The organism is Bacteroides sp. 11BF, from assembly GCF_019633765.1.
GTDB lineage: Bacteria > Bacteroidota > Bacteroidia > Bacteroidales > Bacteroidaceae > Bacteroides > Bacteroides hominis.
Genome location: NZ_JAFKPJ010000011.1, coordinates 136468 through 160759, shown reverse-complemented (window position 1 = coordinate 160759; position 24292 = coordinate 136468). Strand labels below are relative to the sequence as shown.

At 43.5% G+C, this 24292-nt stretch carries 21 protein-coding genes, 1 tRNA gene and 2 pseudogenes; 6 read left to right on the top strand and 18 right to left on the bottom strand.

Going from position 1 to position 24292, the window contains the following annotated elements:
• Positions 1 to 2 precede the first annotated feature (2 nt).
• Genes JZY04_RS13250 through JZY04_RS13240 form a run of 3 tightly spaced genes read left to right on the top strand, consistent with a single transcriptional unit; the run spans position 3 to position 1382 of the window.
• Positions 3 to 581: a conjugal transfer protein TraO gene (locus JZY04_RS13250; RefSeq protein ID WP_122143632.1), complete on the top strand. Its 579-nt coding sequence runs from the start codon at positions 3 to 5 to the stop codon at positions 579 to 581.
• Between the two features lie 21 nt (positions 582 to 602).
• Positions 603 to 1052 (top strand): DUF3872 domain-containing protein, encoded by a 450-nt coding sequence (locus JZY04_RS13245; protein ID WP_122143617.1) that lies wholly within the window; start codon positions 603 to 605, stop codon positions 1050 to 1052.
• 12 nt (positions 1053 to 1064) lie between these two features.
• Complete coding sequence (locus JZY04_RS13240; RefSeq protein ID WP_044301334.1) at positions 1065 to 1382, top strand: hypothetical protein; 318 nt, start codon at positions 1065 to 1067, stop codon at positions 1380 to 1382.
• 297 nt (positions 1383 to 1679) lie between these two features.
• Here JZY04_RS13240 and JZY04_RS13235 read toward each other — a convergent pair whose 3' ends face one another.
• From JZY04_RS13235 to JZY04_RS13195, 10 genes and pseudogenes are all read right to left on the bottom strand, one after another.
• Positions 1680 to 2159, bottom strand: a complete 480-nt coding sequence (locus JZY04_RS13235) for a hypothetical protein (RefSeq protein ID WP_122143616.1) — start codon at positions 2157 to 2159, stop codon at positions 1680 to 1682.
• Positions 2160 to 2178: 19 nt separating this feature from the next.
• Positions 2179 to 2394 carry a DUF3873 domain-containing protein gene (locus JZY04_RS13230; protein ID WP_007483934.1) on the bottom strand — a complete coding sequence of 72 codons (216 nt, stop codon included), beginning with the start codon at positions 2392 to 2394 and terminating at the stop codon, positions 2179 to 2181.
• 24 nt (positions 2395 to 2418) lie between these two features.
• Positions 2419 to 2631, bottom strand: a complete 213-nt coding sequence (locus tag JZY04_RS13225) for a hypothetical protein (RefSeq protein WP_122143615.1) — start codon at positions 2629 to 2631, stop codon at positions 2419 to 2421.
• A 43-nt stretch (positions 2632 to 2674) separates the two neighbouring features.
• Positions 2675 to 3208: an antirestriction protein ArdA gene (locus JZY04_RS13220; protein WP_122143614.1), complete on the bottom strand. Its 534-nt coding sequence runs from the start codon at positions 3206 to 3208 to the stop codon at positions 2675 to 2677.
• Positions 3209 to 3506: 298 nt separating this feature from the next.
• The gene (locus JZY04_RS13215; RefSeq protein WP_122143613.1) at positions 3507 to 3959 is read right to left on the bottom strand and encodes a JAB domain-containing protein; all 453 of its coding nucleotides are present in this window, start codon (positions 3957 to 3959) and stop codon (positions 3507 to 3509) included.
• Positions 3960 to 4217: 258 nt separating this feature from the next.
• Positions 4218 to 4481: pseudogene (locus JZY04_RS21520) on the bottom strand (ORF6N domain-containing protein); the annotation flags it as partial.
• 21 nt (positions 4482 to 4502) lie between these two features.
• A pseudogene (locus tag JZY04_RS21515) lies at positions 4503 to 4715 on the bottom strand (ORF6N domain-containing protein); the annotation flags it as partial.
• A 65-nt stretch (positions 4716 to 4780) separates the two neighbouring features.
• On the bottom strand, positions 4781 to 5356 hold the full coding sequence (locus JZY04_RS13205) for a site-specific integrase (protein WP_007483943.1): 576 nt from the start codon (positions 5354 to 5356) through the stop codon (positions 4781 to 4783).
• A 75-nt stretch (positions 5357 to 5431) separates the two neighbouring features.
• Entirely contained in the window at positions 5432 to 6661 is a 1230-nt protein-coding gene (locus JZY04_RS13200) for a site-specific integrase (RefSeq protein ID WP_118308302.1), read from the bottom strand.
• 274 nt (positions 6662 to 6935) lie between these two features.
• A tRNA-Lys gene (locus JZY04_RS13195) sits at positions 6936 to 7008 on the bottom strand.
• Positions 7009 to 7124: 116 nt separating this feature from the next.
• Between JZY04_RS13195 and ettA the strand changes: the two genes are divergently transcribed.
• From ettA to JZY04_RS13180, 3 genes are all read left to right on the top strand, one after another.
• Positions 7125 to 8813 (top strand): energy-dependent translational throttle protein EttA, encoded by a 1689-nt coding sequence (gene ettA / locus JZY04_RS13190; RefSeq protein ID WP_005776885.1) that lies wholly within the window; start codon positions 7125 to 7127, stop codon positions 8811 to 8813.
• 195 nt (positions 8814 to 9008) lie between these two features.
• Positions 9009 to 11798 (top strand): TonB-dependent receptor domain-containing protein, encoded by a 2790-nt coding sequence (locus tag JZY04_RS13185; protein ID WP_032541399.1) that lies wholly within the window; start codon positions 9009 to 9011, stop codon positions 11796 to 11798.
• 22 nt (positions 11799 to 11820) lie between these two features.
• Positions 11821 to 13695, top strand: a complete 1875-nt coding sequence (locus tag JZY04_RS13180) for a choice-of-anchor J domain-containing protein (RefSeq protein ID WP_220575412.1) — start codon at positions 11821 to 11823, stop codon at positions 13693 to 13695.
• A gap of 217 nt (positions 13696 to 13912) precedes the next feature.
• Here the strand turns inward: JZY04_RS13180 and JZY04_RS13175 are convergent, their stop codons facing one another.
• The 8 genes from JZY04_RS13175 to JZY04_RS13140 form a co-directional block, all read right to left on the bottom strand.
• Positions 13913 to 14998, bottom strand: coding sequence for an endonuclease/exonuclease/phosphatase family protein (locus JZY04_RS13175; RefSeq protein WP_022011842.1), 1086 nt, complete (start codon positions 14996 to 14998; stop codon positions 13913 to 13915).
• Positions 14999 to 15147: 149 nt separating this feature from the next.
• Positions 15148 to 17835 (bottom strand): ATP-binding protein, encoded by a 2688-nt coding sequence (locus tag JZY04_RS13170; RefSeq protein WP_122143434.1) that lies wholly within the window; start codon positions 17833 to 17835, stop codon positions 15148 to 15150.
• 12 nt (positions 17836 to 17847) lie between these two features.
• Entirely contained in the window at positions 17848 to 19053 is a 1206-nt protein-coding gene (locus tag JZY04_RS13165) for a glycosyltransferase family 2 protein (RefSeq protein ID WP_122143433.1), read from the bottom strand.
• Between the two features lie 19 nt (positions 19054 to 19072).
• The gene (locus tag JZY04_RS13160) at positions 19073 to 19927 is read right to left on the bottom strand and encodes a glycosyltransferase family 2 protein (RefSeq protein WP_122143437.1); all 855 of its coding nucleotides are present in this window, start codon (positions 19925 to 19927) and stop codon (positions 19073 to 19075) included.
• Between the two features lie 3 nt (positions 19928 to 19930).
• A complete protein-coding gene (locus JZY04_RS13155) occupies positions 19931 to 21082 on the bottom strand; it encodes a glycosyltransferase family 4 protein (protein ID WP_122143432.1) in 1152 nt (383 codons plus the stop codon).
• Between the two features lie 4 nt (positions 21083 to 21086).
• Positions 21087 to 21998 carry an SP_1767 family glycosyltransferase gene (locus JZY04_RS13150; RefSeq protein WP_122143431.1) on the bottom strand — a complete coding sequence of 304 codons (912 nt, stop codon included), beginning with the start codon at positions 21996 to 21998 and terminating at the stop codon, positions 21087 to 21089.
• The gene (locus JZY04_RS13145; protein ID WP_122143430.1) at positions 21995 to 23155 is read right to left on the bottom strand and encodes a glycosyltransferase family 4 protein; all 1161 of its coding nucleotides are present in this window, start codon (positions 23153 to 23155) and stop codon (positions 21995 to 21997) included. The genes JZY04_RS13150 and JZY04_RS13145 overlap by 4 nt, the downstream gene beginning before the upstream one ends.
• Positions 23152 to 24267: a glycosyltransferase gene (locus tag JZY04_RS13140; protein WP_005805316.1), complete on the bottom strand. Its 1116-nt coding sequence runs from the start codon at positions 24265 to 24267 to the stop codon at positions 23152 to 23154. The genes JZY04_RS13145 and JZY04_RS13140 overlap by 4 nt, the downstream gene beginning before the upstream one ends.
• Positions 24268 to 24292 lie beyond the last annotated feature (25 nt).

The window sequence follows — 24292 nt, the reverse complement described above, 5'->3', positions numbered from 1 at the left end:
ACATGAAAAGGATATGTTGTATTATATCCCTTTTTGTGCTGTGCCTGACTTTCAACCAGGCACACGCACAAAGATGTCTGCCGGGAATGAAAGGCTTGCAGGTTACGGGCGGCATGGCGGACGGTGTTCACTGGAACAGTAAAAGCGATTTCGCCTATTATTTCGGGGCGGCTCTTTCCACCTATACCAAAAACGGGAACAGGTGGGTTGTTGGCGGGGAATACCTCGAAAAGCATTACCCCTACAAGGATTTGCAAATACCAGTCAGCCAGTTTACAGGCGAGGGCGGTTACTATATGAACTTCCTTTCAGACCGGAAGAAAACCTTTTTTCTTTCGCTGGGATTGTCCGCACTTGCCGGGTACGAAACGAGCAACTGGGGCGATAAATTGCTACCCGATGGCTCGACCCTGACCGATAAGGACGGTTTTGTCTATGGCGGTGCGCTGACGCTGGAACTGGAAAGTTATATTACCGACCGGGTGGTGTTCCTGATTAACGCAAGGGAAAGATGCCTGTTCGGTTCTTCAGTCGGAAAGTTCCATACACAGTTTGGCGTAGGACTGAAATTTATAATGTGATAAACTAACCTATTATATATAATGAATATGAGAAAGATTTTAAGCCGTATTTTGATAGGCTGCTATGTAATGGCCGCCTTGCTATTGGTGGGTGCGTGTAATGACAATGTGGATATACAGCAGTCTTACCCGTTCAGTATCGAAACGATGCCAGTGCCGAAAAAATTAAAGGTGGGTGAAACCGCCGAAATCAGGTGTCAGCTTCACCGGGATGGGCGGTTTGAGGAAACAAAGTATTTCATCTGCTATTTCCAACCGGACGGGGCGGGAACGCTGAAAATGTCCGATGGGACGGTTTTACTGCCGAATGACCTGTACCCGCTTCCGGGTGAAACATTCCGGCTTTACTATACCTCTGCATCGACCGACCAGCAAACGGTAGATGTGTATTTTCAAGATAGCTTCGGGACGTTACAGCAATTAACATTTTCATTTAACAATGACAATAACAAGGAAGAAGAAAACAAATAAAGTAAAAAGGACATGGTTAAAATAGAATTGGATATAAACGGTATTTCATTTTTTGTAAATACCACATGGAAAACAGATGCAGTTCCGGCAGTCGGTGATATTGTGATAGTGGATAAAGAAAGCATTTCCCAATTTGACCGGGTGGAATTAAGGAAAACACCGTCTAATCAGGCTTTCAGGTGGGCGGATGAAGAAGATAATGCACCCGTACTGGAACATTTCGATTTTGATACGGAAATGGTTGTCAAAAAGCGGACGTGGAAATTTGATGCCGAAGATGAAGAAATGGTATGTGTTCTGAAAGTAACCTTTCTGCACCATGAGGAATAATATCAGGTTTCAGATATACTATTATGGTATGTAGTTTCTTTATGGCTTTGGCTGCCTTTTACCTGTTGGTGGGTGGCTGGTGCTGGCATGAAATGAAATACGCACCGACCGATAAGGAACTATGGGGCGAAGAATTGGAATGATACGTTATGCGTAATGTTATGATAGATAATCCGGCGGGTATTTCCCGGCGGGTTATCTTTTTATAGGGAATGGAAACAGGTTTCTTTGCTATCTTTCTTTTTCCGCTTCGGCTCACGGAAAGAAAGTAGCGGCGGCATTTGCCGCCGTTCTTCATTAACCGATTATAATGTCCTTTATGGGTGTGTTATGTTCCAACCACTCTTTTACACATTCCATATTATATTCACTCGTTATAACTGCCTTATCTACGTCTATGGGCGTGAAACGGGTGCTTTCGTAGCTATCTATCCAGCCTTTCAGGGAACAGACACCCCACGTTTTCACATCTTCAAAAATACCGTCCAGTGTGCCGATAGGGTCGCTGAAAGTAACTATCATTGCATCGAATGTCGTTTCGTCGGGCAACAGTTCCAAATATTTCAAAGACCCGAAACCGTCTGTTTTACGTCCGAAAGACCAGTCATAGGAATAAAGTTCATCCCCCCATTGGTGCGGCGTGTCAAAATGTACTTTCACCTGCACGGAATGTTCGTTTTCTTCTACGGCTTCAATAATACCCGTTACCAGTAAGCCCGTAAATATACACTTACAACGTCTGCCGATAATCCTTTTATTTACTTCTGTCGTTTTCATAAATGTAACTTTTAAATTATTATTGTACCTTTTCTTTTTTCGCCATCCATTCATCCCGCCGTTTGCGGCACTCGTCAAGTGTTTTGGCAAGGGTGCTGAACAGTTCGCCGTCTGTATGGCGGTAATCATATTGATAATAGATTTGACCCCTAAATGCGCCTAAACAGCATTTTACATATTTTTCCTCTCCCGGTGTTTGGGTAATGCTTACCCCGTTTTTGTTTAAACTTTCCATATTGTTATAATTTAAAATGAGTTGTCAGATAATCAGAAGTGAAAGCAGCACAATGAAAATAAATGCCATAAAAAACAGGTAAACGGCAGAGATAAGCAGCCGGAGAACGAACCGGATAATAAAAAAGCCTATGATTAGGGCTATCCACATTCCGGCGGTGCTGCTGGCTGCTTGATAGATGATAAAAGCAAGTATAAACCATCGTAAAAAAGTCGTTATCTTATTATATACTTTCATTGTCTTGGTGTGTTGCGGGTGGATTGCTCCACCCGGTTAGTAATCAGGCGCAACGGAAAACAAAGCCGTTATCCATCCAGTAGTCAGTCATAAACAGGTCGCGGGCAAAAGCCGAATAATCAAAGTAGGTCTTTGCAAACTCCGGCAGGTCGTAACATTCCTCTACGATTTCATAGGCGTAATCTTCCTCGTCTTTATACTCTCCCTGATATTCGTCCTCAAAAGAAGAAATAAGGTCGTCCGCATCTTCTTCGCTTATATCGCTGTTGTGGTGGTCGCACCATACGAAAAACGCTTCCTGCTGGGTTTCGCTTAGTTTTTCGATGGCATCCCGAAGCTCAAAGAACTTATCGGAAAGCCAACTTTCGGAAATCAGGGCTTCCGGGATATTCTCGTAATCCTGAAACATAAATTCCGGGTCTTGGTCATCCTTGTGCAGTTCCCGGCACGCTTCCATAAATTCGTCCTTGTCCGAATAATCGGAAAGGTCTAACCACTTGCCGAAAAGTGAACCACTGTTATACTTGTTGTAAGTACCTACATAAACTCTTGCTTCTGATAAAGTTACTGTTTCCATGACTTTTGAATTTTAATCGTTTACATCGCTTGTCGCCCACCACATAAATTTTTCCTTTAACTGAATGGGAACATTGTCTTTTCAAAGGTTCGGGACTGGTACAGGGCAAATTATTATTTATGAAATACTACCCGCAGGTGTGGAGATTTCTAAAAAATAATTTGAACAGTAACAGGCACGGATATACCTTTGACAATGTTCCAATCAGTTTTAGGGAAAATTTTTCTCTTGTTTAAGAGGATAGAAACAAAAGCCATCAGGCTTTTTGTATTGGGTAATGAGAGAGTAAAAAAAGGGCTTATAAAAGCCCCTCGTCTGTAAAACTGTAATAGCTTTCTTCTGTCAGGATGATATGGTCTAACAGGTGTAAATCCAAGACCTTGCAGGCTTCTTTTATTTTTGAAGTGATTTGCTTGTCCGGTTCGCTCGGACGTAGATTGCCCGATGGGTGGTTATGTGAGAGGATGATGCCCGAAGCATGGACTTTTAAGGCTGTTTGCAGGATGATTTTCACGTCCATTACAGTTTCAGCCATGCCGCCTTTAGAGATAAGGGAAACGCCTAAAGCCTTGTTTGCCCGATTGAGGAACATTACATAACTTTCTTCGTGATGTTCCATACATTCAAAATAGAAAGGTTTTAAGTAAGAATAAGAAGTTTGAGAAGAAAGTATTTTCATTCTTTCGGATGCTTTTACATTGTCTTTATAAGAGATAGTGATTTCCGGCATGGTAAATTCTGTTGTTTTCATAACGCTTGAATTTTAAATTAAACAATAAGAAATTTTGCCGGACACTCACAGTTTGGCGGGGACTTCAACCTAATCTTTTCAAAAAATACGACCCGTAGGTGTGGAGATTTTTTAGAAAACCGGAACGGCTCGGATTTGGTATTTGTCCCCGCCGGGCTGTAACTTTGCTAAAATTTGTGATTGAGATACATTACTTTAGGGAACTAAAAAAGGGGTATCACTGGTGACACCCCTTAGACAACCGAATACCTTAAATCGTTATTCGTCATAGGTTCTATATCCTATCGGTTTGCGTGGCTTCGGTTCGGGTTTGCTTAATAACTGGGTCAATGCTTGGTACACTTCGCTGAATTGTGCATCCGTACTCTGTTCCAGTTCTTCGATGCGTTTAAGAAGTTCCTCGTAACCGATTGACATTTGCCGCATGAGGACGAAAGCACGCATGATGGAAATATTCACCTTAACGGCTGTATCACTTCTTAGAACGGATGAAATCATGGCGACCCCCTGCTCGGTAAACACGAAATTTTGATAACGAGAGCCACCCCATCTTGAGGTCACAATTTGTGACCTCAAGTTAGTTTCATCATCTGCTCCTTTCTCTAAGGTTGCTATTTGCGACCTTAAACATTCAGTTTCTTCTTTGGTAAGTTCAAACATAAAATCGTCCGGAAAACGGTCGAGATTACGTTTTACAGCCTGTTTCAAGGCTTTTGTTTCCACTTGGTAAAGTGCCGCAAGGTCGCTATCGAGCATAACCCGGTAACCCCTGATTTCATAAATCTTGCTTTGGATGATTTGTAAGTCCATAATTTTTTTATTTAGATATTTATAATGTTGTTCCCTTTTAATTTCTCTGAAACTGTCTTCATTGCTTTGTATAGCTGAAAGTCTGTGATTTTGGAATTGCCTTGTACTTTTCTTCCTATAAGTTTATTTACTATCGAAGTTTCTAAATCGTTACCCATTATGATAGTACAAATGAATGTGTGTCTTGCAAAATTAAAAGTAAGATGTTTCTCTAATTTACATTCTTTACCTACTTCTTTAAGATAGTAATTTGTCTTTTGAATACTGGGTACAGGCAGTAATGAACCTGTTTCATTTGAACTGTTCCTATATTTTTCTATAATAGTGCGAGATATGTCTAAAAGTGGTATTTTTATCGGGGTATTACTTTTCTGCACATATATCTTTAGCCAATATTTCCCATCAGGAGTAATGACCAAATTGTTAATAGTCAGATTTTTAATGTCATTATAACTTAATCCGGTGAAGCAGGAGAAAAGAAATATATCCCGGATTTTATCTAAACGTGTTATTGTAAACCGGGCTTTCAGGATAAGATTAGTTTCTTCCAATGTCAGGGAAGTATTTTTGATTGGTAGCGATTTCATATATCAATTATTTATAGGATTATTAATATGTAGGTAAATAGGAACTTATCACAAACTGTGATAAGTTCCGGAGCGTTATACAGTAACAAGGCATTTACTGTTGAGCTTTTGTGCCAATAGTTCCATGTCATTGCTCAATTTCGTGTCTATTACCTTTGCGTAGATTTGAGTTGTCCGAATATCTGTATGACCTAACATCTTTGAAACGCTCTCGATAGGCACGCCATTAGCCAGTGTAACAGTCGTTGCGAATGTGTGCCTTGCAAGGTGGAACGTGATATTTTTGTCGATACCACATAGAACGGCAATTTCTTTCAAATAATCATTCATCTTTTGATTGCTGATAACAGGTAACAACTGACCGTTTTTCAATTTCCCTTCATATTTGTTCAGGATGGCTTTAGGAATATCCAGCAAGCGGATGTTTGATGTTACTTTAGTCTTGTGACGTTTCTTTATAATCCATAGATTATCATCAAATGCCAAACGTATGTCGTTACTGGTTAATTCGCATATATCCACGTATGAAAGTCCCGTATAGCAGCTAAAAATGAAAATATCCCGTACCTGCTCCAATCGCTTTGAAGCAAAATCCTTATTGCATATCCTGCTTATCTCGTCCTTGTCAAGATACCCTCTTTCTATATACTCGAATTTCAGTTTATAATTGGCGAACGGGTCGGCTGTTATCAATCCTGTACCCTGTGCAAAGTTTACCACCGTGCGGAAACGCTGTATAAACTTCATTGCCGTATTGGGTGAACAATCGTGGTTCTTTATTATATACAGGTAGAAATTCTCAATAAATACTTTGTTGATTTGGCGTATAGGCAAATCCGATACACGATATTCGTCTTTTAGGAAATCAGTTAGGCGTAACTTTGTTAGTTCGTATCGGCTGTACGTTTTTGGGGTGGCTTCTCCTGCTTCGACCTTTTTCTTGTATTGGTCGTTGTGCTGGGTGAAAAAAGAAATAATGGTATTTGCTTCTTCCTCTTTTCCCAATAGTGCATTTTTCACGCTTTCGGGTGTAACATAGCTATCCCGCATTAATTGATTGTGGAAGTGGGAACGGATATTTGCTTTGATGTCGTCCAGCATGGAATTAAGCCTTTGTATCTCCATTGATTTACCTATGGCTCTGCCGGATTTCCAGTTAGTTTCTAATACTTCTAACTTGGTATTGAATTGGGTTTGTTTGCCGTTGATTGTGATACGGGCATGAATGGGTACTAAACCATTCTTTTTCATCTTGTCTTTTTTCAGGTAAAACAATACGCTGAATGTACTCTTTTCATTTTTCATAATCTCACTTTTTTTAGATTGCAAAACTAATTTTAATCACTGTAAATGAGATAAATAGAGTATAGACAAATCACGTCAAAAGTAAGCCATTTTCCGACAATCGTACCCCCTAATCGTTTTTTGGGGAAGGGGGTACGATTTGGATACTCAACCGTGTCTTTTCGTGCCCCTTTTTTGTCTTTTAAGCAAGACTGAAACAATAAAAAAAGTCCTACAATACGTTGATATTGTAGGACTTGTCTCTTTTTTGTCGCCGTTTGGCTTTGTTCTTATGTGATCCGCCTGGGGCTCGAACCCAGGACCCCAACATTAAAAGTGTTGTGCTCTACCTGCTGAGCTAGCGAATCAATCCTTTATTGCTGTTAAGCGGGTGCAAAGATAGAGCTATTTTTTATAATTGCAAATAAATTCCGAACATTTTTGTTATCTTTGTGCCATAAATATCAATACACATTATTTATATATGGCTGACGATAAAAAAATAATTTTCTCGATGGTGGGAGTAAGCAAAGCTTTCCAACCTAACAAGAATGTGCTAAAAGACATTTATCTTTCTTTCTTCTATGGAGCTAAGATTGGTATTATCGGTCTCAACGGTTCGGGTAAATCTACTTTGCTGAAGATTATTGCCGGTCTGGAGAAGTCTTATCAGGGAGAGGTGGTTTTTTCTCCCGGATATTCAGTAGGCTATCTGGCACAGGAGCCTTATCTGGATAACACTAAAACAGTGAAAGAAATCGTAATGGAAGGTGTGCAACCCATTGTTGATGCACTGAACGAATACGAAGAAATTAATCAGAAGTTCGGTTTGCCTGAATATTATGAAGATCAGGACAAGATGGATCAACTTTTTGCACGGCAAGGGGAATTGCAGGATATTATTGATGCGACGGATGCCTGGAATCTGGATAGTAAACTGGAACGTGCAATGGATGCTCTCCGTTGCCCGCCCGAAGATCAGTCTGTGGCTAATCTTTCGGGTGGTGAACGTCGTCGTGTGGCGCTTTGCCGCTTGTTATTGCAAAAACCTGATATTTTATTGCTCGACGAGCCGACCAACCATTTGGATGCTGAGTCTATCGACTGGTTGGAACAGCATTTGCAGCAATACGAAGGTACGGTAATTGCTGTGACACACGACCGTTATTTCCTTGACCATGTGGCCGGATGGATTCTTGAACTTGACCGTGGCGAAGGTATCCCCTGGAAGGGTAATTATTCCAGCTGGCTGGAGCAGAAAACCAAGCGGATGGAAATGGAAGAGAAAACTGCCAGCAAACGTCGCAAAACTCTGGAACGTGAGCTCGAATGGGTACGTATGGCACCCAAGGCACGTCAGGCTAAGGGCAAAGCCCGCTTAAACTCGTACGATAAATTGCTGAACGAAGACGTGAAAGAAAAAGAAGAGAAACTGGAAATCTTCATACCGAACGGTCCTCGTTTGGGTAATAAGGTGATCGAGGCTAAACATGTGGCTAAAGCTTACGGTGATAAACTGTTGTTTGACGATCTCAACTTCATGCTTCCTCCTAATGGTATTGTGGGAGTTATCGGTCCGAATGGTGCCGGAAAAACAACTCTTTTCCGTTTGATTATGGGACTGGAAACAGTTGATAAGGGTGAATTTGAAGTAGGGGAGACCGTGAAGGTGGCTTACGTAGACCAGCAACATAAAGATATTGATCCGAATAAGAGTGTTTATCAGGTAATTTCCGGCGGAAATGATTTGATCCGCATGGGAGGGCGTGACATTAACGCACGCGCCTATCTTTCACGCTTCAACTTTTCGGGTGCTGATCAGGAAAAGCTTTGTGGAGTACTTTCCGGTGGTGAGCGTAATCGCTTGCACCTTGCCATGGCATTGAAGGAAGAAGGAAATGTATTATTGCTCGACGAGCCGACCAATGATATTGATGTCAATACCCTGCGTGCGCTTGAAGAAGGTTTGGAAGATTTCGCAGGTTGTGCCGTTGTGATTTCGCATGACCGCTGGTTCCTCGATCGAATCTGTACTCATATTCTTGCTTTTGAAGGCGATTCGAACGTGTTCTATTTTGAAGGTTCTTACTCGGAATACGAAGAGAATAAATTGAAACGGCTTGGCAACGAAGAGCCTAAGCGCGTGAGATATAGAAAGCTGATAGCTGACTAATACTTAACAATGTGTAAGCCCCGCAAATTAATTGCGGGGCTTTTTTGTTTCATAGAGCTATAATATGTTTATCTCTCTTAAAGAATTGTAGCATCTTTGTAATGTATATATAAAGAATATTAATTACCTTTGTGCTCCAAAACGTTTATTTACAATTTATTAATTAACAAGTTCTATTAACTAACAAAGAGAATTATGAGAAGACATCTAATTCATTTCCTGCTGGTTGCAGTACTGACGGTATGCTCTGCCGCTACGGCTATTGCCCAGGTAACAGTGAAAGGTCAAGTTGTGGATGCGGAAACAGGTGAGCCATTGATTGGTGCAGCCGTAACGATTGTCGGTACTACCCAAGGTAGTGTGACTAACCTGGATGGTGAGTTTACACAGAAAGCTGCCTCCGGTTCGACACTGCTTATCAAGTACCTTGGCTACAAAGACTTCAGTAAGAAGATCACCCACAAAGGGGGTACTGAAGATTTGGGCGTGATTAAAATGGCACCGGATGCAATGGTATTGAACGACGTTATCATTACATCTTCCGTTGCTGTTTCGCGTAAAACTCCGGTAGCTGTATCAACAGTTGACCCCGTCTTTATCGAAGAAAAACTCGGAACGCAGGAATTTCCTGAAGTTCTGAAGTCAACTCCGGGTATCTATGCAACTAAGCAAGGTGGTGGTTTTGGTGATTCCAAAGTAAACATACGTGGTTTCAAGACTGAGAACTCTGCTATGATGATTAATGGTGTTCCGATGAATGATATGGAGTGGGGTGGTATCTACTGGTCTAACTGGGCCGGTTTGAGTGATGTGACTCGTAGCATGCAAGTACAGCGTGGTTTGGGTGCGTCAAAGGTAGCAGCTCCTTCTGTGGGTGGTTCTATCAACATCGTGACAAATACAGTTGATGCCAATAAGGGCGGTTTCGTATCTTATGGTATGGGTAATGACGGATTAAACAAGATCCTGTTCAAGGTATCTACCGGATTGACCAAGTCAGGTTGGGCTATGACCCTTTTGGGAGGTAAGACCTGGGCAGATGGTTATATTCAGGGAACCGACTACGAGGCTTATAACTGGTTTGTGAATATCACAAAACGTTTCAACGACAATCATCAATTGTCATTTACTGCTTTTGCTGCTCCTCAGTGGCACAATCAGCGTGGAAATAAAGACGGACTTACTATCGAGGGATGGCAAGAAGTTGCTAAAAACTATATGAATGGTGAAAAGCCTTATCGTTATAATCCTACTTACGGTTTTGGATTGAATGGACAAAGAAAATCATCTGCTTATAATGTATATAATAAACCTCAGTTGTCGTTGAACCACTTATGGCAGATTAATGATAAATCAAGCTTAAGTACAGCCTTGTATGCTTCTATCGGTCGTGGATATGGTTATTCCGGTCAGGGATTGACCAGTGCTGATCGTAGCAACTGGTATGGTAGTAACAGTGGAAAGCTGAATATGACTTTCCGTAAAGCTGACGGTACATTTGCTTATGATGAAATCTATGCTTTGAACGAAGCCAGCGAGAACGGTTCGGTTATGGCTATGTCGAAGTCTAAGAACTTCCATAACTGGTATGGTCTGCTCTCTACTTATACAACCAAGATTGGTGACTATTTTGATTTTTATGGTGGTATAGACTACCGTTATTATAAAGGTACGCATACGAATGAATTGGTTGACCTCTATGGGGGGGACTTTTACGTGGACTCTTCTTCAAGAAAAGCTGTTTTAGCTTCTAACAATGCCGCTGCTGCTGCCGGTTCGGCATTCGTAAATCAGAAGTTGAAAGTGGGTGATGTGGTTTATCGTGACTACGATGGTTATGTAATGTCTGAAGGTGTGTTTGCCCAGGGTGAATATAACAGAGATAAGCTGAGTGCTTTCATTTCCGGTTCGGTTTCTAATACCGGTTACTGGCGTTATGACCGTTTCTACTATGACAAGGCACACGCTAAATCAAAAACCACCAACTTTATCGGATGGAATGCAAAAGGAGGTTTGAATTATAACCTTACCGAAAATCATAACGTTTTTGCTAATATCGGTTATATCAGCCGTGCTCCTTTCTTCTCGGGTGGTGCTTTCCTGAATTCAACAGTCAGCAATGCAACAAACCCCGATGCAGTAAACGAGAAAGTATTTTCTTTTGAAATCGGATATGGCTACCGTTCAACTTATTTGACGGTGAATGTCAATGCTTATCACACTCGCTGGATGGATAAGACAACTACCCGTTCGCAGGATATTGACAATTATTATGAAGGCAGCCTTAGCGAGCCTTACGATGCAAGTAAGCTGGTTTCTACCAAATCGGTCATTAATATGCAAGGTGTAAACGCCTTACACCAGGGTGTTGAACTTGATTTTGTTGCAAGACCTTTCCAATGGTTGGATTTGAGCGGTATGTTCTCTATCGGTAACTGGCGTTGGGATAGCAATGCATCAGGAAGTTTTACCGTTGAAGGTCAATTTGTAAACAGTGCATCTATGAAGAATGATAAGGGTGAAAATGTGACGGTTCTTGTTAATGCCGCAGCCAATGGGTTGGAACCGGGTACAATGAAACTGAACCTGAAAGATGTGAAAGTGGGAGGATCGGCGCAGACTACTGCTGCATTGGGTGCTACTTTCAAGATTGACAAAGCCATTCGTTTGGGTATTGATTGGAACTTATATGCACGTAACTATGCCGACTGGTCATTAAACTCAAACGACCTGGTAATGAACAGTGAAAAAGACTTTTCTACTCCCTGGCGTATTCCGACAGCAAGCACATTCGACTTGAACGCAAGTTATAAATTCAACTTTGGTAAGCTGAATGCAGTGCTGTCAGGTAATGTGAACAACTTATTTGACCAGACTTATATTTCTGACGCTACAGATGGTAGCAATCACGACTGGAAGACTGCATACAATGTGTTCTACGGATTTGGCCGTACTTATAGCTTGAGATTAAAAGTTAATTTCTAATCTAAAACAGGAAGTTTAAATTATGAATAGAAATCTATTAATGCCTGTAGCGGTATCGTTGATTCTGCTGTCCGGCTGTAAATATAACGATGACAACTTCGAAGGATTGGATGAGATAACCCAACCGACGAATTTGATGAAGATTGAATATACGCTGACTGATGCTGATTATGCAACTATCAGCACGAATTCTACTAATGAAGAGATTGCGGGAAAGGATTTGGCTAAAGACCTCGCAAATGTTAAGACTAACATGTATCTTACAGAGAAGATTACAGGAGCTACCTATATTCCTGCTTTCTTGCTTGACAAATATTATACTGCCGACAAAGGTTCAAGTGCAAAGATTACCTATAAGTATAAAGAGGCAATGTCTGCCCTGTTGTCTGAATATGCTTCAGTGAAATATCTGAAACCGACAGACGCCGATTATAAGTTAGTTTATGGCGAAAATGCTTTTGCACCTTATCTGAATGAAAAGACAGAAGGTCAGATGTATAAGATGCTAAACGAGAATTTCAAAGATGCCGAAAAGGGGACTGCTGTTTTCGTAGATTATAAATCGGGTGAAGGACAGTTGGAGAATCCGTTAATGTGGCAGGATTTTGAAGCACTTCCTACCGGAGACTTAACTGAGCTGAAAGGCTGGTTTCTCAGTTCTGTTGGTGGAACCGAGTGGAAAGTGACTTCTTATGATGATAATCAGTATGTGCAATACTCGGCCAATAAGATGGAAGGTGAATGTATAGCTTGGATGGTTACCCCTGCTGTTTCTGTTGTTGCCGGTGATTATCTTGGTTTTGATGTAACTGTGGGTTATTACAATGCCAACTGTCTGTCAGTGCTTATCTCAGAAGATTTTGATGGTAAAGATGTTAAAGCTGCTCACTGGACTGACGTAACTTCGGATTTCAACATCCCTACCAAGCCGACAAGCGGTTATGGAACATTTGCATCTGCCGGTAAGGTATCTTTATCAGCTTATGCGGGCAAGAAGGTTTATGTAGCCTTTAAGTATGTAGGTGATGGTGCTAATAAAAAGACTACTACTTATCAGATTGATAACATCATGGTAGGTACTTCTATCCCGGCTAACAGTCTTTCTACTCCTGCTTACGCAGTGAAAGTGTACGATGGTAAGAGCTGGAAAGATAAGAGTGGTGACGTATATGTTCCGACATACGCTGATTATGGAGATATGGGGCAGAGCAAACGTTACTTTACTTCAGAAGTTCCGGCTGTTAACTATTTGCCTGCTTATTTGTCTAAGATGGTAGCATATCCTGTTGATGGCGATGCACGTGTAGTGATCTACAGATATTATAATGGTACCGAATTGAAGATCTACAGTGATGAATATACTTATTCTGCTGAAACTGCAAGGTGGTCATTGAATACACGTATTGTTGATAAAACAGAGCAGTTTGTATTGTCTGACGGTAAGTGGAACTTTGACCCGAGCACAGTAATTACGCTGAAGGCTAAAGGTGATGCAGAAACCTCTACATTCTATCAGACTATTGTGGATTGGGTGAAAGAGCACTATTCTGAATATGTAACTTCATATGGAAATAATGAATATTATTATGGTAGTTCTGCTTATCAGAATAATTTCGACTTCCGCCCAGATAAATGGAAAGTACAAAACCCAGCTGCCTATGGTACTATGTCTGATGATGATTTGAAAAAGCTTATGTTTGAACGTTTACCAGAAGCATTTTTGCCAGCACTCCAGTCACTTTATGGTGATGCAGATGTTGTGGAAGGTGTTGATGTTATTTATACGATTAATTTTGGTATCTACGATGGTTCTGATGCACAATATACCATTAAGTATAAAGTGACAGGTAAAGGACAGTTTGAATATGTTGTAGACTCTTTGAAGAAAGTAGAATAAGAAAACTAATTCATTTATAATAAGAAAGGCCGCTCTGAGTAATCAGGATGGCCTTCTTTTATATTATAACGAGAGAGTTATGGGGGTGAAACTCACCACAGAGGACGCAGAGTAACATAGAACGAGTTTAATTCGTTGATTATTAACGTTTTTAATCTATGGTATCTGTGATAATCTGTGTGATCTGTGGTGAAAAGGCGTTTTGATACACTCCCGTTTACATCTTCACCTCCATCACTACCGGATTATGATCACTGCACAAATCGAGGTCAGGCGAATAGTAGTCTACCCCTTTAAACTCTTTGGAATGGAAAATATAGTCGATTCTCAGCAGGCGTTTAAAGTACCGGAACGTATACATGTACCCATGTCCGCAAGTCTGGAATCCGTCTTGAAGATTGTCACCTTTCACGGTACTGTATGTGTAGGACGATGGGAGAGAGTTAAAGTCACCGCAAACCAGTATAGGGTAGGGGGTGGTGCGGATTAATTGTTCCAAAGTCTTTGCCTGTGCCGCACGTTTCCTGAAGTTTTCGTTGAGTCCCTCCAACAATTGCCTGGCCACTGCTTCCTCTCTGCCTGTCAGTTCGTTTTTAGCCAGTTCCCTTTCCAGCCTGCGCTTATTTTGGCTGACCTCCGTTGTTTGCAGGTGGTTATTGAAAACACGAACCGTTTGTCCGTCTACGTCCAGGTCGCACCACATACTGCAATTCCTTGAGTCCGGATAAGTGATCAGTTTGCTGTCCTTCACCGGATATTTGCTGAATAAAGCTATCTGCAGGATGGAGATGCTGTCCGGAGCTTGCGGGATAATGACGTATTGCCAGTTTGCAAAAGTGTTTCGTATGCTGTCTGCGGTGAAATATCGGTTAGCGGCAAACTCTTGAAGACAGACGATGTCCACTTGATGCTCTTCCATGTATTTCGCGATTTCTTTGCACGAGTACCCCGATTGCTCGTTACCGAAACTGTCTACGTTATACGTCGCTATTTTCAAAGTTTTTCCACCTCCTTTTTCCGCCGGAAAGGGTGGTTGGAATATCCGTCCCAGATATTGCCAGTTGGCAGCTATGGCTATCAGCGGAATGACTATCCAGAACCGGCGGCGTATGCCCCAATAGATGGCCGCAGCGAGGTTGATCAGCAAGAGCCCCGACAGCAAGAGCCCGATGAAAGGTATTAAAGTAGAACTTTCCGGGGGAACATGCCCGGCAAATGCTCCGGTGATGGTGACACCTGCCAAAGCAAAAGTCAGTGCGACAGAGGTATAATAAAATAATTTGGATACGGCTTTCTTTCCCATTGTTTTGAATTCTGCATTTTAGTCCACCATAAGTTCACCACAGAGGACACAGAGTTCACAGAGGAAGAATTTAAGATCTTTCTATAAACCTGGAAAATAAAAACTCCGTGTCCTCTGTGTCCTCTGTGGTGAACTTATGGTGAGGTTCTTTATCTCAACCATTTCTTTATCATCTCCTTCAGCTTTTCCTGAGCAATCGGTTTCGAGATGAAATCGTTGCATCCTGCCTCTTCGGCAGCTTTCCGGTCATATTCATAAGCATAAGCACTCTGTGCGATGATAGGTACATCTGCGGACAATTGCCGGATGATCCTGGTAGCTTCCAGCCCATCCAGATTGGGCATTTTTATATCCATTAATATCAGGTCCGGTTCCGCTTCATCGTACATGGTTACAGCTTCCATGCCATCTCTGGCACGTATCAGGTGGTATTTCCTGCCCAGAATCGCATTTAGCAAGTCATAATTGCTGTCGGTATCTTCTGCTATCAGGATGGTAGCCTTATCGGTTTCCGCCTCCGTTACTTCCATGGATTTACGTTCCTCCTTGCTTCCCGCCGGCTCTTTTGTCCGGTCGTCGGCTTCCGGATATTGCCGGTTGTCAGTTTCTCCGTCCCAACGTTCTTCCTTATCGGCCTTCACATCTTGCATTACGCTTTCCAGAGGCAGCCAGAAGGTAAATGTAGTACCTGTCCCCACTTCCGAAGAAACGGATATTTCTCCTCCCAGACGTTCGATGATAGTCTTGCATATCGACAATCCCAACCCCGTGCCCTGAGCGAAGTTATTGAGCTTGGCAAAGCGCTGAAACACCCGTCCCAACTTCTCCGGTTCGATGCCCAGTCCGGTGTCTTTTACGTAAAATACCACTTTTTCGGCTTCTTGCCTGTAGCCGTAGCTCACGCTGCCTTGTGTCGTGAACTTAAATGCATTTCCTATCAGGTTAGAGAATACTTGGAAAATCCGGTTCTTGTCTGAGTGAATGCTCAAAGCTTCGTCCGGCGAGTCAAATTTCAGTTCCACTCCTTGCGGGCAGCGGAACACATGTGCATCATGAATCTCTTTGCAAAGCGTGTGCAGCTTTACCGGTCCGTAAGTGAACTCCACGATGCCCGATTCTATTTTCGACAGATCCAGTATTTCATTGATCAGTTGCAGCAACCGTTCGTTGTTGGCATCCACTATTTCATAATATTCTTTTCGCTCTTCCGGGTTTTCGCTCTCCGAGATGATGCGTGAGAATCCTACGATGGCGTTGAGCGGTGTCCGTATTTCGTGGCTCATATTGGCAAGAAAGGCCGACTTCAGTTTATCCGACGTCTCTGCTTTCTCTTTCGATTCCATCAGTTCGCGGCGCATCAGTTCCAGCTGAGTAATGTCCCACTCGATGCTGACAATGATGGGCGAGAAGTCTTCACTTTCTACTATGATTTTTTGTTTGTCCAGAATCAGCAGATTGCCATTTTTGTCTTTACCTTCCATGATCCAGTGCATCCCTTTTCCGGTATTGGCAATTTCCATGTCCTCTTTCCGTTTCTGCTGTGCCATTTCCAGCGGATAATAATCGAAATCGTTCATACCGATGGCATTTTCCGCGCTGATATCCCGGTTATACGATTCCCGGTTTCGGTAGATATACCGGAAATCATTCTCTATATCCTTCACAACGATCCCCGCCGGGAGGTTTTCCATCGTGGTATCCATGATGCGGTTGAGCCGTTTTATCTGCGATTCGTACCGTATACGTTCCGATATGTCGTGTGTAAACGACCAAAAGGTTTCCTCTCCGTCATCCGTTGTCACGCTGTACATCGTACCCTCAAACGCCAATGTGCTTTTATCATCCTTCAGCGGGTGGTAGGCCAGGAAGTTGAAATTCTGTCCTTCCCGTATGCTGTGGTAACGTTCTTCCCAATCCTTCGGACTGTCCATGTCGCCTACAATGTCGAAAATCCGTATTTGCGATAGGTCCGCCTGTTCCGTGATCCGGTGGTTGAGCCTGAACTGTCTGTTGGCAAATATCAGCGTGCCGTCTTTCCGTGCCGCATAAATACTTTCTTTGGCATTGTTGATGGCATGCGTCAGCGTGTTGATGTCATTCCTCTTCCGCTGGATGTCCGTAATGTTCTGTATATACCCTTCCAGAATGATGTTACCGTCTTCTGCTTCACCCCTCAGGTAGCATTGCTGGCGCATATAGTATACCTGTCCTTCCAACAGAATGCGGTATTCGATGTACTCCTTTACCAGTTTACGGCGGTTTGCCTCCATCCATGTGTTCACGGCAGGCAGATCTTCGCTCAGAATGGTCTCGTAATAATCCTGAAAGTTGACGCTCCGCTCTTCTTCCGTACATACTATTCCGTTGTATCCCCGATAATAGAATGTCTTTTCGCGCGATGCATATTTCCATTGCCCTATCTGTGCCGCTTTTTGTATCTCTTTCAGTTCGTAATTCGTACGTTCCAGTTGCAGCTTTACGTTGCTCCGTGCCGTGATGTCACGATATTGGCACAACACCTTGTCGCCGTCATACGGCTGCATGATGCATTTGAAGTAGTACGTTTCGTCCCCTTCCAACGGCAGCCTGTAGTTGCGGTTCACCGTTATCCCCTGTTGGGTCACCCGGCGGAAGTCCGGCAGCAGTTTCTGGAAGGTATGGTCGGGAAGCAGATTGAACAGATTTTTTCCCAAGAGCCTGTCTTCTTGCAGGAACCACAAATCGCTGTGCGGGTCGATGTCCAGACACGTGCCGTTTTTGTCCACCAAGATCAGTGTGTCAGCTGTCAGTTGCAGTATCTTATGGGCATTGTTTACATCATGCAGTATTCTATCCATGCTTCGTTCGGTTTATTGGTTTAAGGATTCTGTTTTCGTTCTTTGGGCTTTTTCCCATGCTCCTGTTCCTTTCATTTTACGAAGGTAGTTAACACCTTTCATCACGTTAATGTTCATAAACAGGAAATAATATGGGATGAATAACAGCTTGTTTTTTATTTGCCGGGCAGACAGATAATAACCTCCCATCGCTAAGATGTAGAACAATACCTGAAGTGCCAGAATGGTGCCGTACCAGATAGGAGAGCCCCCCATCAGCAGTATGGCAACGTTGAGCGGGAGCAAGGCGAACAGCAGCACCGGGGCCACCGACCACCGCAGCACCCTGTGTGATATATACTGGAAACTCAGCACTCCGTAACGGAAGGGATTGAGCAGTTCCCTCAGCCGCCAGACAGATTGCAGTCCGCCGGCGGCAATGCGCACCTTTCTTTTCTGCTCTTCGCCCATGTCTGCCGATCCGCTTTCGATGGCATATGCCCGGGTGCAATAGGCTATCTTGTATCCCTGCATGGCGATGCGCAGCGACAGGATGAAGTCATCCAGCAGTGTGTCCGGTTCCATTACCGTGAACAGCTCCCGGCGTATGGCAAACAGCTCGCCTGCGGCTCCCACAGCCGAATAAAGACGTGCGTCCAGTGCCTTTAGTGCCGATTCATATTTCCAGTATATGCCCTCACCACCGGCTGCGGCTCCATCCTTTTCTTGCACGGCGATGCGTTTTTCTCCGGCAACGCATCCCACCTCCGGATCCTCAAAAGCCAACACGATTTCGCGTATCGCTTCCCGGTTCAGCATTGTGTTGGCATCGGTGAATACCACAAGTGGCGTGTCCACCAGTGTCATCCCCCGTGTCATGGCAGCGGTTTTTCCTTGCCGCAGGGGTTGGAAGTGGACGGTGGCTTGCGGCCATGCCTTCAGCCGTTCGTTGGTAGAGTCGTTGCTTCCGTCGGTGGTCCACACAATGTGCAATTTGTCCTTGGGATAGTCCAGTTTCAGGCAGTTGTGCATTTTTTCGTCCACAACGTCTTCTTCGTTAAAGGCTGTGATAAAAAGTGTCACGTCCGGCAGCAGCTTGTCGGGCGGGAGTTGCCGCTTGACGGGTTTCACAGTGAGTTCTTTGAGCTTGACCAGTGTGTAAAGCAGTATTCCGTATCCCAAGTGGGTATAGAATACGAGGAAGAGGGCAAGCCAGAAAAGAATTTGTACGGTGATCATAGTATTTTTTATTTTAATTTTATTTAGGTTGAATCAGGTTGTCGTCTTCATCTTTATATTCTTTTCGGGAGGTGAATATTCCTCCTATGTTTCTGAGGGCATTGATCGCCCGTACTTTGAAACTGCCGGCTAATGATCCGTCAGCACTTATGGTGCCATATCCTGTGACCGCACGTGCCTTCTTTTTACGTATAAAGTATATTTTTCCATACTCTTTGAGCCGTAAAGCCAACGATCCGTCTTCACCCCGTTTGATGTCTGTGCGTATCCCTGTTTGGCGGGCGTAATCCGTGCGGTATGCGAATACCAGTCCTCTTACACTTAATTCCGGGCGTTTGATTGATTGTATCCATAGATGAATATCCCTGAGAAACTCATATACTTTTAATCCGGTCCGGGAGTGTTCTTTGTCGGGTATATAGCTCCATAGTGAACTTACCGCCACAACTCCGGGACGCTCTAATGCGTTAACCATTGTCTCGACATAGTGCGGAGGATACAAAGTATCGGAATCAATATTAATGTGATATTTTCCCCGCGCACGATTTAATCCGCAAAGCCGGGCGTGTCCGCAGCTGTGTTGATATTCTATCGCATATGGTACCCCTGTCGCTTCATAGATTTCTGCCGTCCGGTCCTTAGAATCATTGTCTGTCCCGATAATCTCCACCGGATATTTGCACTTCATCTCACTCAAGGACCACAGGCTTGCCAATAGACGTTTCTCTTCGTTATATCCTATGACGGAGACTGTAACAACCGGAGAATCCGACTGTAGCTTTCTCAAATTCTCACGAACTTCGTCAATGACATTTTGCGGTGCTTCAGCAAAAGGTTTTTCGTATATTTGCAAATATTTTGTATACCACTTCATCATTTACTCTTTTGTTACTTTTAATGTTTCAAATAATGTTTTCCATTCCTGCGCGATAGTTTCCATTCGGAAGCGTTCTGAACGTATACGGGCATTTCGTCCCATTTCTTTTCGTTTGTCTTCATGCTCTATCAGGTCGTTTATTTGCGTGGCTAAATCGTTTATGTCTTCCGGTTGTGCCAAGAGTCCGTTCAGTCCGTGTTCTATGATGTCACGGGGCCCGCAGGGGCATGCGAACGCCACGGGTGGGACTCCGCACGACATCGCTTCAGTTATGACCATTCCGAATCCTTCGAACCGGGAGGAGAGTACAAAGATTGAACTTTCGCAATATTTATCAGCTATGTTGGGGGTGGTAGGCTCTAGAAGGCAAGTCCGGTCGATGCCCTCCTGATTTATTTGCTGTTGCAATTTGTCATGCAGTATGCCTTCACCATAGATGCGTAACGTCCAGTCCGGATGTTTTTGAGATACGATGGACCAACTTTTTATTAGTAAATCGAACCCTTTTTGCGGAGCGTATCTTCCGGCCGCTATTACATATTTCTGAGTGCAGTCCGATTGTAGATCAGTCGGAGTAATGATAGGATTGGGTATGACGCAAAGATTGGTAAGTTCCGGCCAAAAATCCTTTTCCTCAAGAGTTAATACTATTACTTTAGAGAGTTGTTGTAGATGTTTTAAAAATGCTTTTTCCCAATATCTTCTGAGTTTCCCTACTATTGATTTACCATACTCCTTGCTTCCCACTCCATATGAATGGCGTGTGACATGGAATTCTCCGATTTTTGTACTTCCATCACAGATACCTGAGATAAAATAGAGTTCTCTTCTCAGGGTTGAAATTGTGATGTCGGGTCTTAGTTCTGTCAGTATTTTACTGAGGCGTTGTTTGAAAAGCCTGTAGCGATATGGGTACTTTAAAAGTTTACTGACACGTGATTGATTGAAAGGCCAGTCGAAAGGTACGTTCAGATCAATGTGCTTCACTTTGGGCGACAAATCATAATAGATGGGGCGTCCCATTTGCTCTGATGTGAGGATATAGATTTCGTAACCTTCCAGATGTTCTGCAAAGTAATTGGCTTTGAACGTAATGATACGTTCAAGTCCACCTGGGGCATAGAGCGACGGAAGATAATAGACGATTCTCATGCTATCAACTTATTTTTGCGATTATTTGTTTGTTATATTCTTCTCCCGCGTCAGCTACCAGATTTCCATTAGGAACTTCGTTCACATATTTGCGTTCAAGTTTCACTTTGCGTCGCGCGCCCATACGCCACCATTCATATTCTATGTCCACGTGCCCGATGTCGATAGCTTGGTATCCCGCTTTGAACAAATCGTAGGCCAATACTGTGGCTGTGGGGCCCAATGCGATCAGGAAGAGCACGTTTTTGTTTTGTTTGCATGCTTCTGCCCGGATGCGATTTATAGAGTTGAAAGCATTACAGGGCGGGCATAAAATCCGGTGGATGCTCTGTGTATTGTCAAAGAGGTCGTTGCCCACCCCTAAACGGCTTTTTTCGCCTTCGATAAATATGATGTCTCTGCCTTCCCAAATGCCTTTCATGTCATGGAACCATTTCCCGCATTCTCTTTTCGATTTAAAATCCATATAAGGACGTGTGACAAATGTATTATAATAGGTTCGTCCGGGAAGTAATAGCCGGTCCCACCACGAGCCGTAGATAAAGAAGTGAGTGCGCCAGAAGCGTCGCGCTTTCCGGTTGTAGCGTTCCAAATGCTGAAAAACATCGGATATGCATACTAAATGTTTATCATTATCGCTGGTTAACACCTCTTTGAGCCGCTGGGCCAGTTGGGGATTACCTTCTTGGAAACCAATTCTTTTGTGGGCGTTGGTCAATAACATTTCTCCGTCACCAAAGCGGCTCACGGAGCATCGGTCTTGTATTATTTTCCGGATCGTTTCATCTATTGATGCTACTTGAGGGATAATCTTTTGCCGTCTGCGGAGAACTATATACCAAAAGTTATACCACTCCACCGTACTGCCATATTTCAATTTATAACGTATCTGTGTTATAAGCTGTGTTATATTCATGATAGTAGTTTTTTAAAGAGTTCATCCCATTGTTGCATGATCGTATCCAGATGAAATTTTCGTATGCTTTGCTGTGCCTGTTGTCCCATCTGCTGTCGTTGACCTTCATGTTCTATCAGGTAGATGATTTTCTCGGCCAGGGAATTGATGTTGCCGTTTTCGGCCAATAAGCCGTCTTTTCCGTCTGTAATGATGTCGCGTGGACCACAGGGACATGTAAAAGATACCGGTGGTACCCCGCATGCCATTGCTTCGCCGATTACCATTGGCATTCCTTCATAACGTGATGAAAGTATGAAAATAGAACTTCGGCACATTTCTGTTGCTATGTCATTGGTAATGCCGTTCAGATGGCATGTTTTTTCTATATCCAGTTTCCGGGCTTGTTCTTGATAAGCAGCTCGGTCACCTGCACCAAATATCTCCAGTTCCCAGTCCGGATGTTTACGGCTGACGATCTGCCATGCAGGCAACAGTAAGTCGATTCCTTTTTGGTAAGTGTATCGTCCGACGGTAATAGCCCGGTGTGTGGTCCCTTCGGCTGTATGCTCTACTTTGAAAGAAGCAGGATTGTATATGCAAATGACATTGTCCAGTTCCGGCCACATCTCTTTATCTTCATTGGTCAACACGACAAAACGGTCCAGCTTACGCAGTTTATTAATCAGTTGCCCGATCCATAATTCTGATAATTTCCGGCGGACAAAGCTTGGAAGGAACTTCTGGTGTTCCAGGCTGCGGTAATTATGCCGGCTGAAGTGGAATTCGCCGATTTTCAGGCTGCCGTCTTTGATGGAAGTTAAGAAATTAATCTCTCGCCGCAAAACGGATATTGCAATATCCGGACGGATTTGCATCAATGCCTCAGTCAACCGTTTCTTATAGATTCTTTGCAGTTGGCTGTATTTCCACAATCGCTGCCACAAATGCTTAGTAACTGTGTGCATGCGGTCGAAATTGAGGTCCAGATGGATGATGTGGGCTTTTTCTGATAAAGGATAATAAGGAGGCAGTTCTTTTTCCTCAGTCAGGATGACGTATACATCATATCCCAAAACGTCGGCCAGATAGTTTATTTTTAATGTAAGTACCCTCTCCATGCCACTTGCGGCATAGAGTCCGGGGATACAGTAGGCTATTTTTATGGGTTGTTTCATAGTTCCTCGATTACATGTTTCATTTGCACTTCCCACGAAAGTTTATTCCGGATGGAGGCTCGTATGTCAGCCGGTCGGATCTCTTTTGCCGAATGGTAGAACCGGACCACTTGTCCGATGTCTACCGGAGACTCGTCTGCCGGTATCTTCAGGATGTAGGGCATCGATTCGAAGTCCGCATCTGTTTCTGAATAGATGAAAGGGATACCTCTGGCAGCGTACTCGCGATTTTTCAGTGACCGCAGGTCTGTGATTCCGCTTCGATGGCGCCCCAGGCTGCCTATTCCTATTTGACATTGGTCGAATACCCGGTTCAGAGGTTCTCCGAACAAGGGGCCATGGAAGATAACGTTTTGTTCTATTGCCCCTTCCTCCACCAGGGCGTGGTATTCGTCGACGACTGCCGGTACGCCCTGACCTACGATGTGTAGCTTGACATCTTCCCGATGCTCGTGCCGGAGGTAGTGTGTCAATCCCCGGATGACACGGTCGAATCCGTGCCACGGGTGTATGGTGGCTACGGCTATCAAGTGCAGTTCTCGGGTAGTGGCAGTGCTCTGTTTGAGGGGAATGAAGTCAAAATCGATTCCATTGGATATTTGTATCGTAGGGCGGCCGAAGATGGTTTTGTGGTCTGAGAAAGTGACAAACTTATCGATTTGCGTGGCCATTAATCCACGTAAGCACTTGTCTGCCATTAATACACGCCGATATGCCCATGGAAGACCTTTGTATTCCTGGTCATAGGGATAGGTGGGTATTTCCATGACAACTTTTACGCCGGCCCGCTTGAGGCGCCACAACATGCAGATCAAAAAAGGAGTTGTATTGTGGTCGCTTCTTACATAAACCAGTTGCATTCCGTTTGTCTTTACATAATGGACGATGCTGTTTAATTCGGTGCGTTTCAGAATCTTTCCCCGGATTCCGTTGCCATAATCCCGGAGGACATGGTTATTTATCATCCGCCGTTTGTGGTCGTGGGCGTCATCCAGCCAACAGGTATCTACTTCCAAGCCACACGCTTTGAGTGCCTTTATCTGGTAACGGATTTTCTTGCTGATCCCGTTTGCCTCTTCGAATCCGTGGAAGATAAGAAACAGTGCTTTCATTGTTTGTTTTGTTTTTAAGATGGGC

Coding starts and splice junctions, on each gene's coding strand:
- JZY04_RS13180 (WP_220575412.1), top strand. CDS start 11,821: ATGAATAGAAATCTATTAATGCCTGTAGCGGTATCGTTGATTCTGCTG.
- JZY04_RS13155 (WP_122143432.1), bottom strand. CDS start 21,082: ATGAGAATCGTCTATTATCTTCCGTCGCTCTATGCCCCAGGTGGACTT.
- JZY04_RS13170 (WP_122143434.1), bottom strand. CDS start 17,835: ATGGATAGAATACTGCATGATGTAAACAATGCCCATAAGATACTGCAA.
- JZY04_RS13160 (WP_122143437.1), bottom strand. CDS start 19,927: ATGAAGTGGTATACAAAATATTTGCAAATATACGAAAAACCTTTTGCT.
- JZY04_RS13150 (WP_122143431.1), bottom strand. CDS start 21,998: ATGAATATAACACAGCTTATAACACAGATACGTTATAAATTGAAATAT.
- JZY04_RS13140 (WP_005805316.1), bottom strand. CDS start 24,267: ATGAAAGCACTGTTTCTTATCTTCCACGGATTCGAAGAGGCAAACGGG.
- JZY04_RS13215 (WP_122143613.1), bottom strand. CDS start 3,959: ATGAAAACAACAGAATTTACCATGCCGGAAATCACTATCTCTTATAAA.
- JZY04_RS13235 (WP_122143616.1), bottom strand. CDS start 2,159: ATGAAAACGACAGAAGTAAATAAAAGGATTATCGGCAGACGTTGTAAG.
- JZY04_RS13165 (WP_122143433.1), bottom strand. CDS start 19,053: ATGATCACCGTACAAATTCTTTTCTGGCTTGCCCTCTTCCTCGTATTC.
- JZY04_RS13230 (WP_007483934.1), bottom strand. CDS start 2,394: ATGGAAAGTTTAAACAAAAACGGGGTAAGCATTACCCAAACACCGGGA.
- JZY04_RS13240 (WP_044301334.1), top strand. CDS start 1,065: ATGGTTAAAATAGAATTGGATATAAACGGTATTTCATTTTTTGTAAAT.
- JZY04_RS13175 (WP_022011842.1), bottom strand. CDS start 14,998: ATGGGAAAGAAAGCCGTATCCAAATTATTTTATTATACCTCTGTCGCA.
- JZY04_RS13145 (WP_122143430.1), bottom strand. CDS start 23,155: ATGAAACAACCCATAAAAATAGCCTACTGTATCCCCGGACTCTATGCC.
- JZY04_RS13250 (WP_122143632.1), top strand. CDS start 3: ATGAAAAGGATATGTTGTATTATATCCCTTTTTGTGCTGTGCCTGACT.
- JZY04_RS13220 (WP_122143614.1), bottom strand. CDS start 3,208: ATGGAAACAGTAACTTTATCAGAAGCAAGAGTTTATGTAGGTACTTAC.
- JZY04_RS13245 (WP_122143617.1), top strand. CDS start 603: ATGAATATGAGAAAGATTTTAAGCCGTATTTTGATAGGCTGCTATGTA.
- JZY04_RS13205 (WP_007483943.1), bottom strand. CDS start 5,356: ATGAAATCGCTACCAATCAAAAATACTTCCCTGACATTGGAAGAAACT.
- ettA (WP_005776885.1), top strand. CDS start 7,125: ATGGCTGACGATAAAAAAATAATTTTCTCGATGGTGGGAGTAAGCAAA.
- JZY04_RS13200 (WP_118308302.1), bottom strand. CDS start 6,661: ATGAAAAATGAAAAGAGTACATTCAGCGTATTGTTTTACCTGAAAAAA.
- JZY04_RS13185 (WP_032541399.1), top strand. CDS start 9,009: ATGAGAAGACATCTAATTCATTTCCTGCTGGTTGCAGTACTGACGGTA.
- JZY04_RS13225 (WP_122143615.1), bottom strand. CDS start 2,631: ATGAAAGTATATAATAAGATAACGACTTTTTTACGATGGTTTATACTT.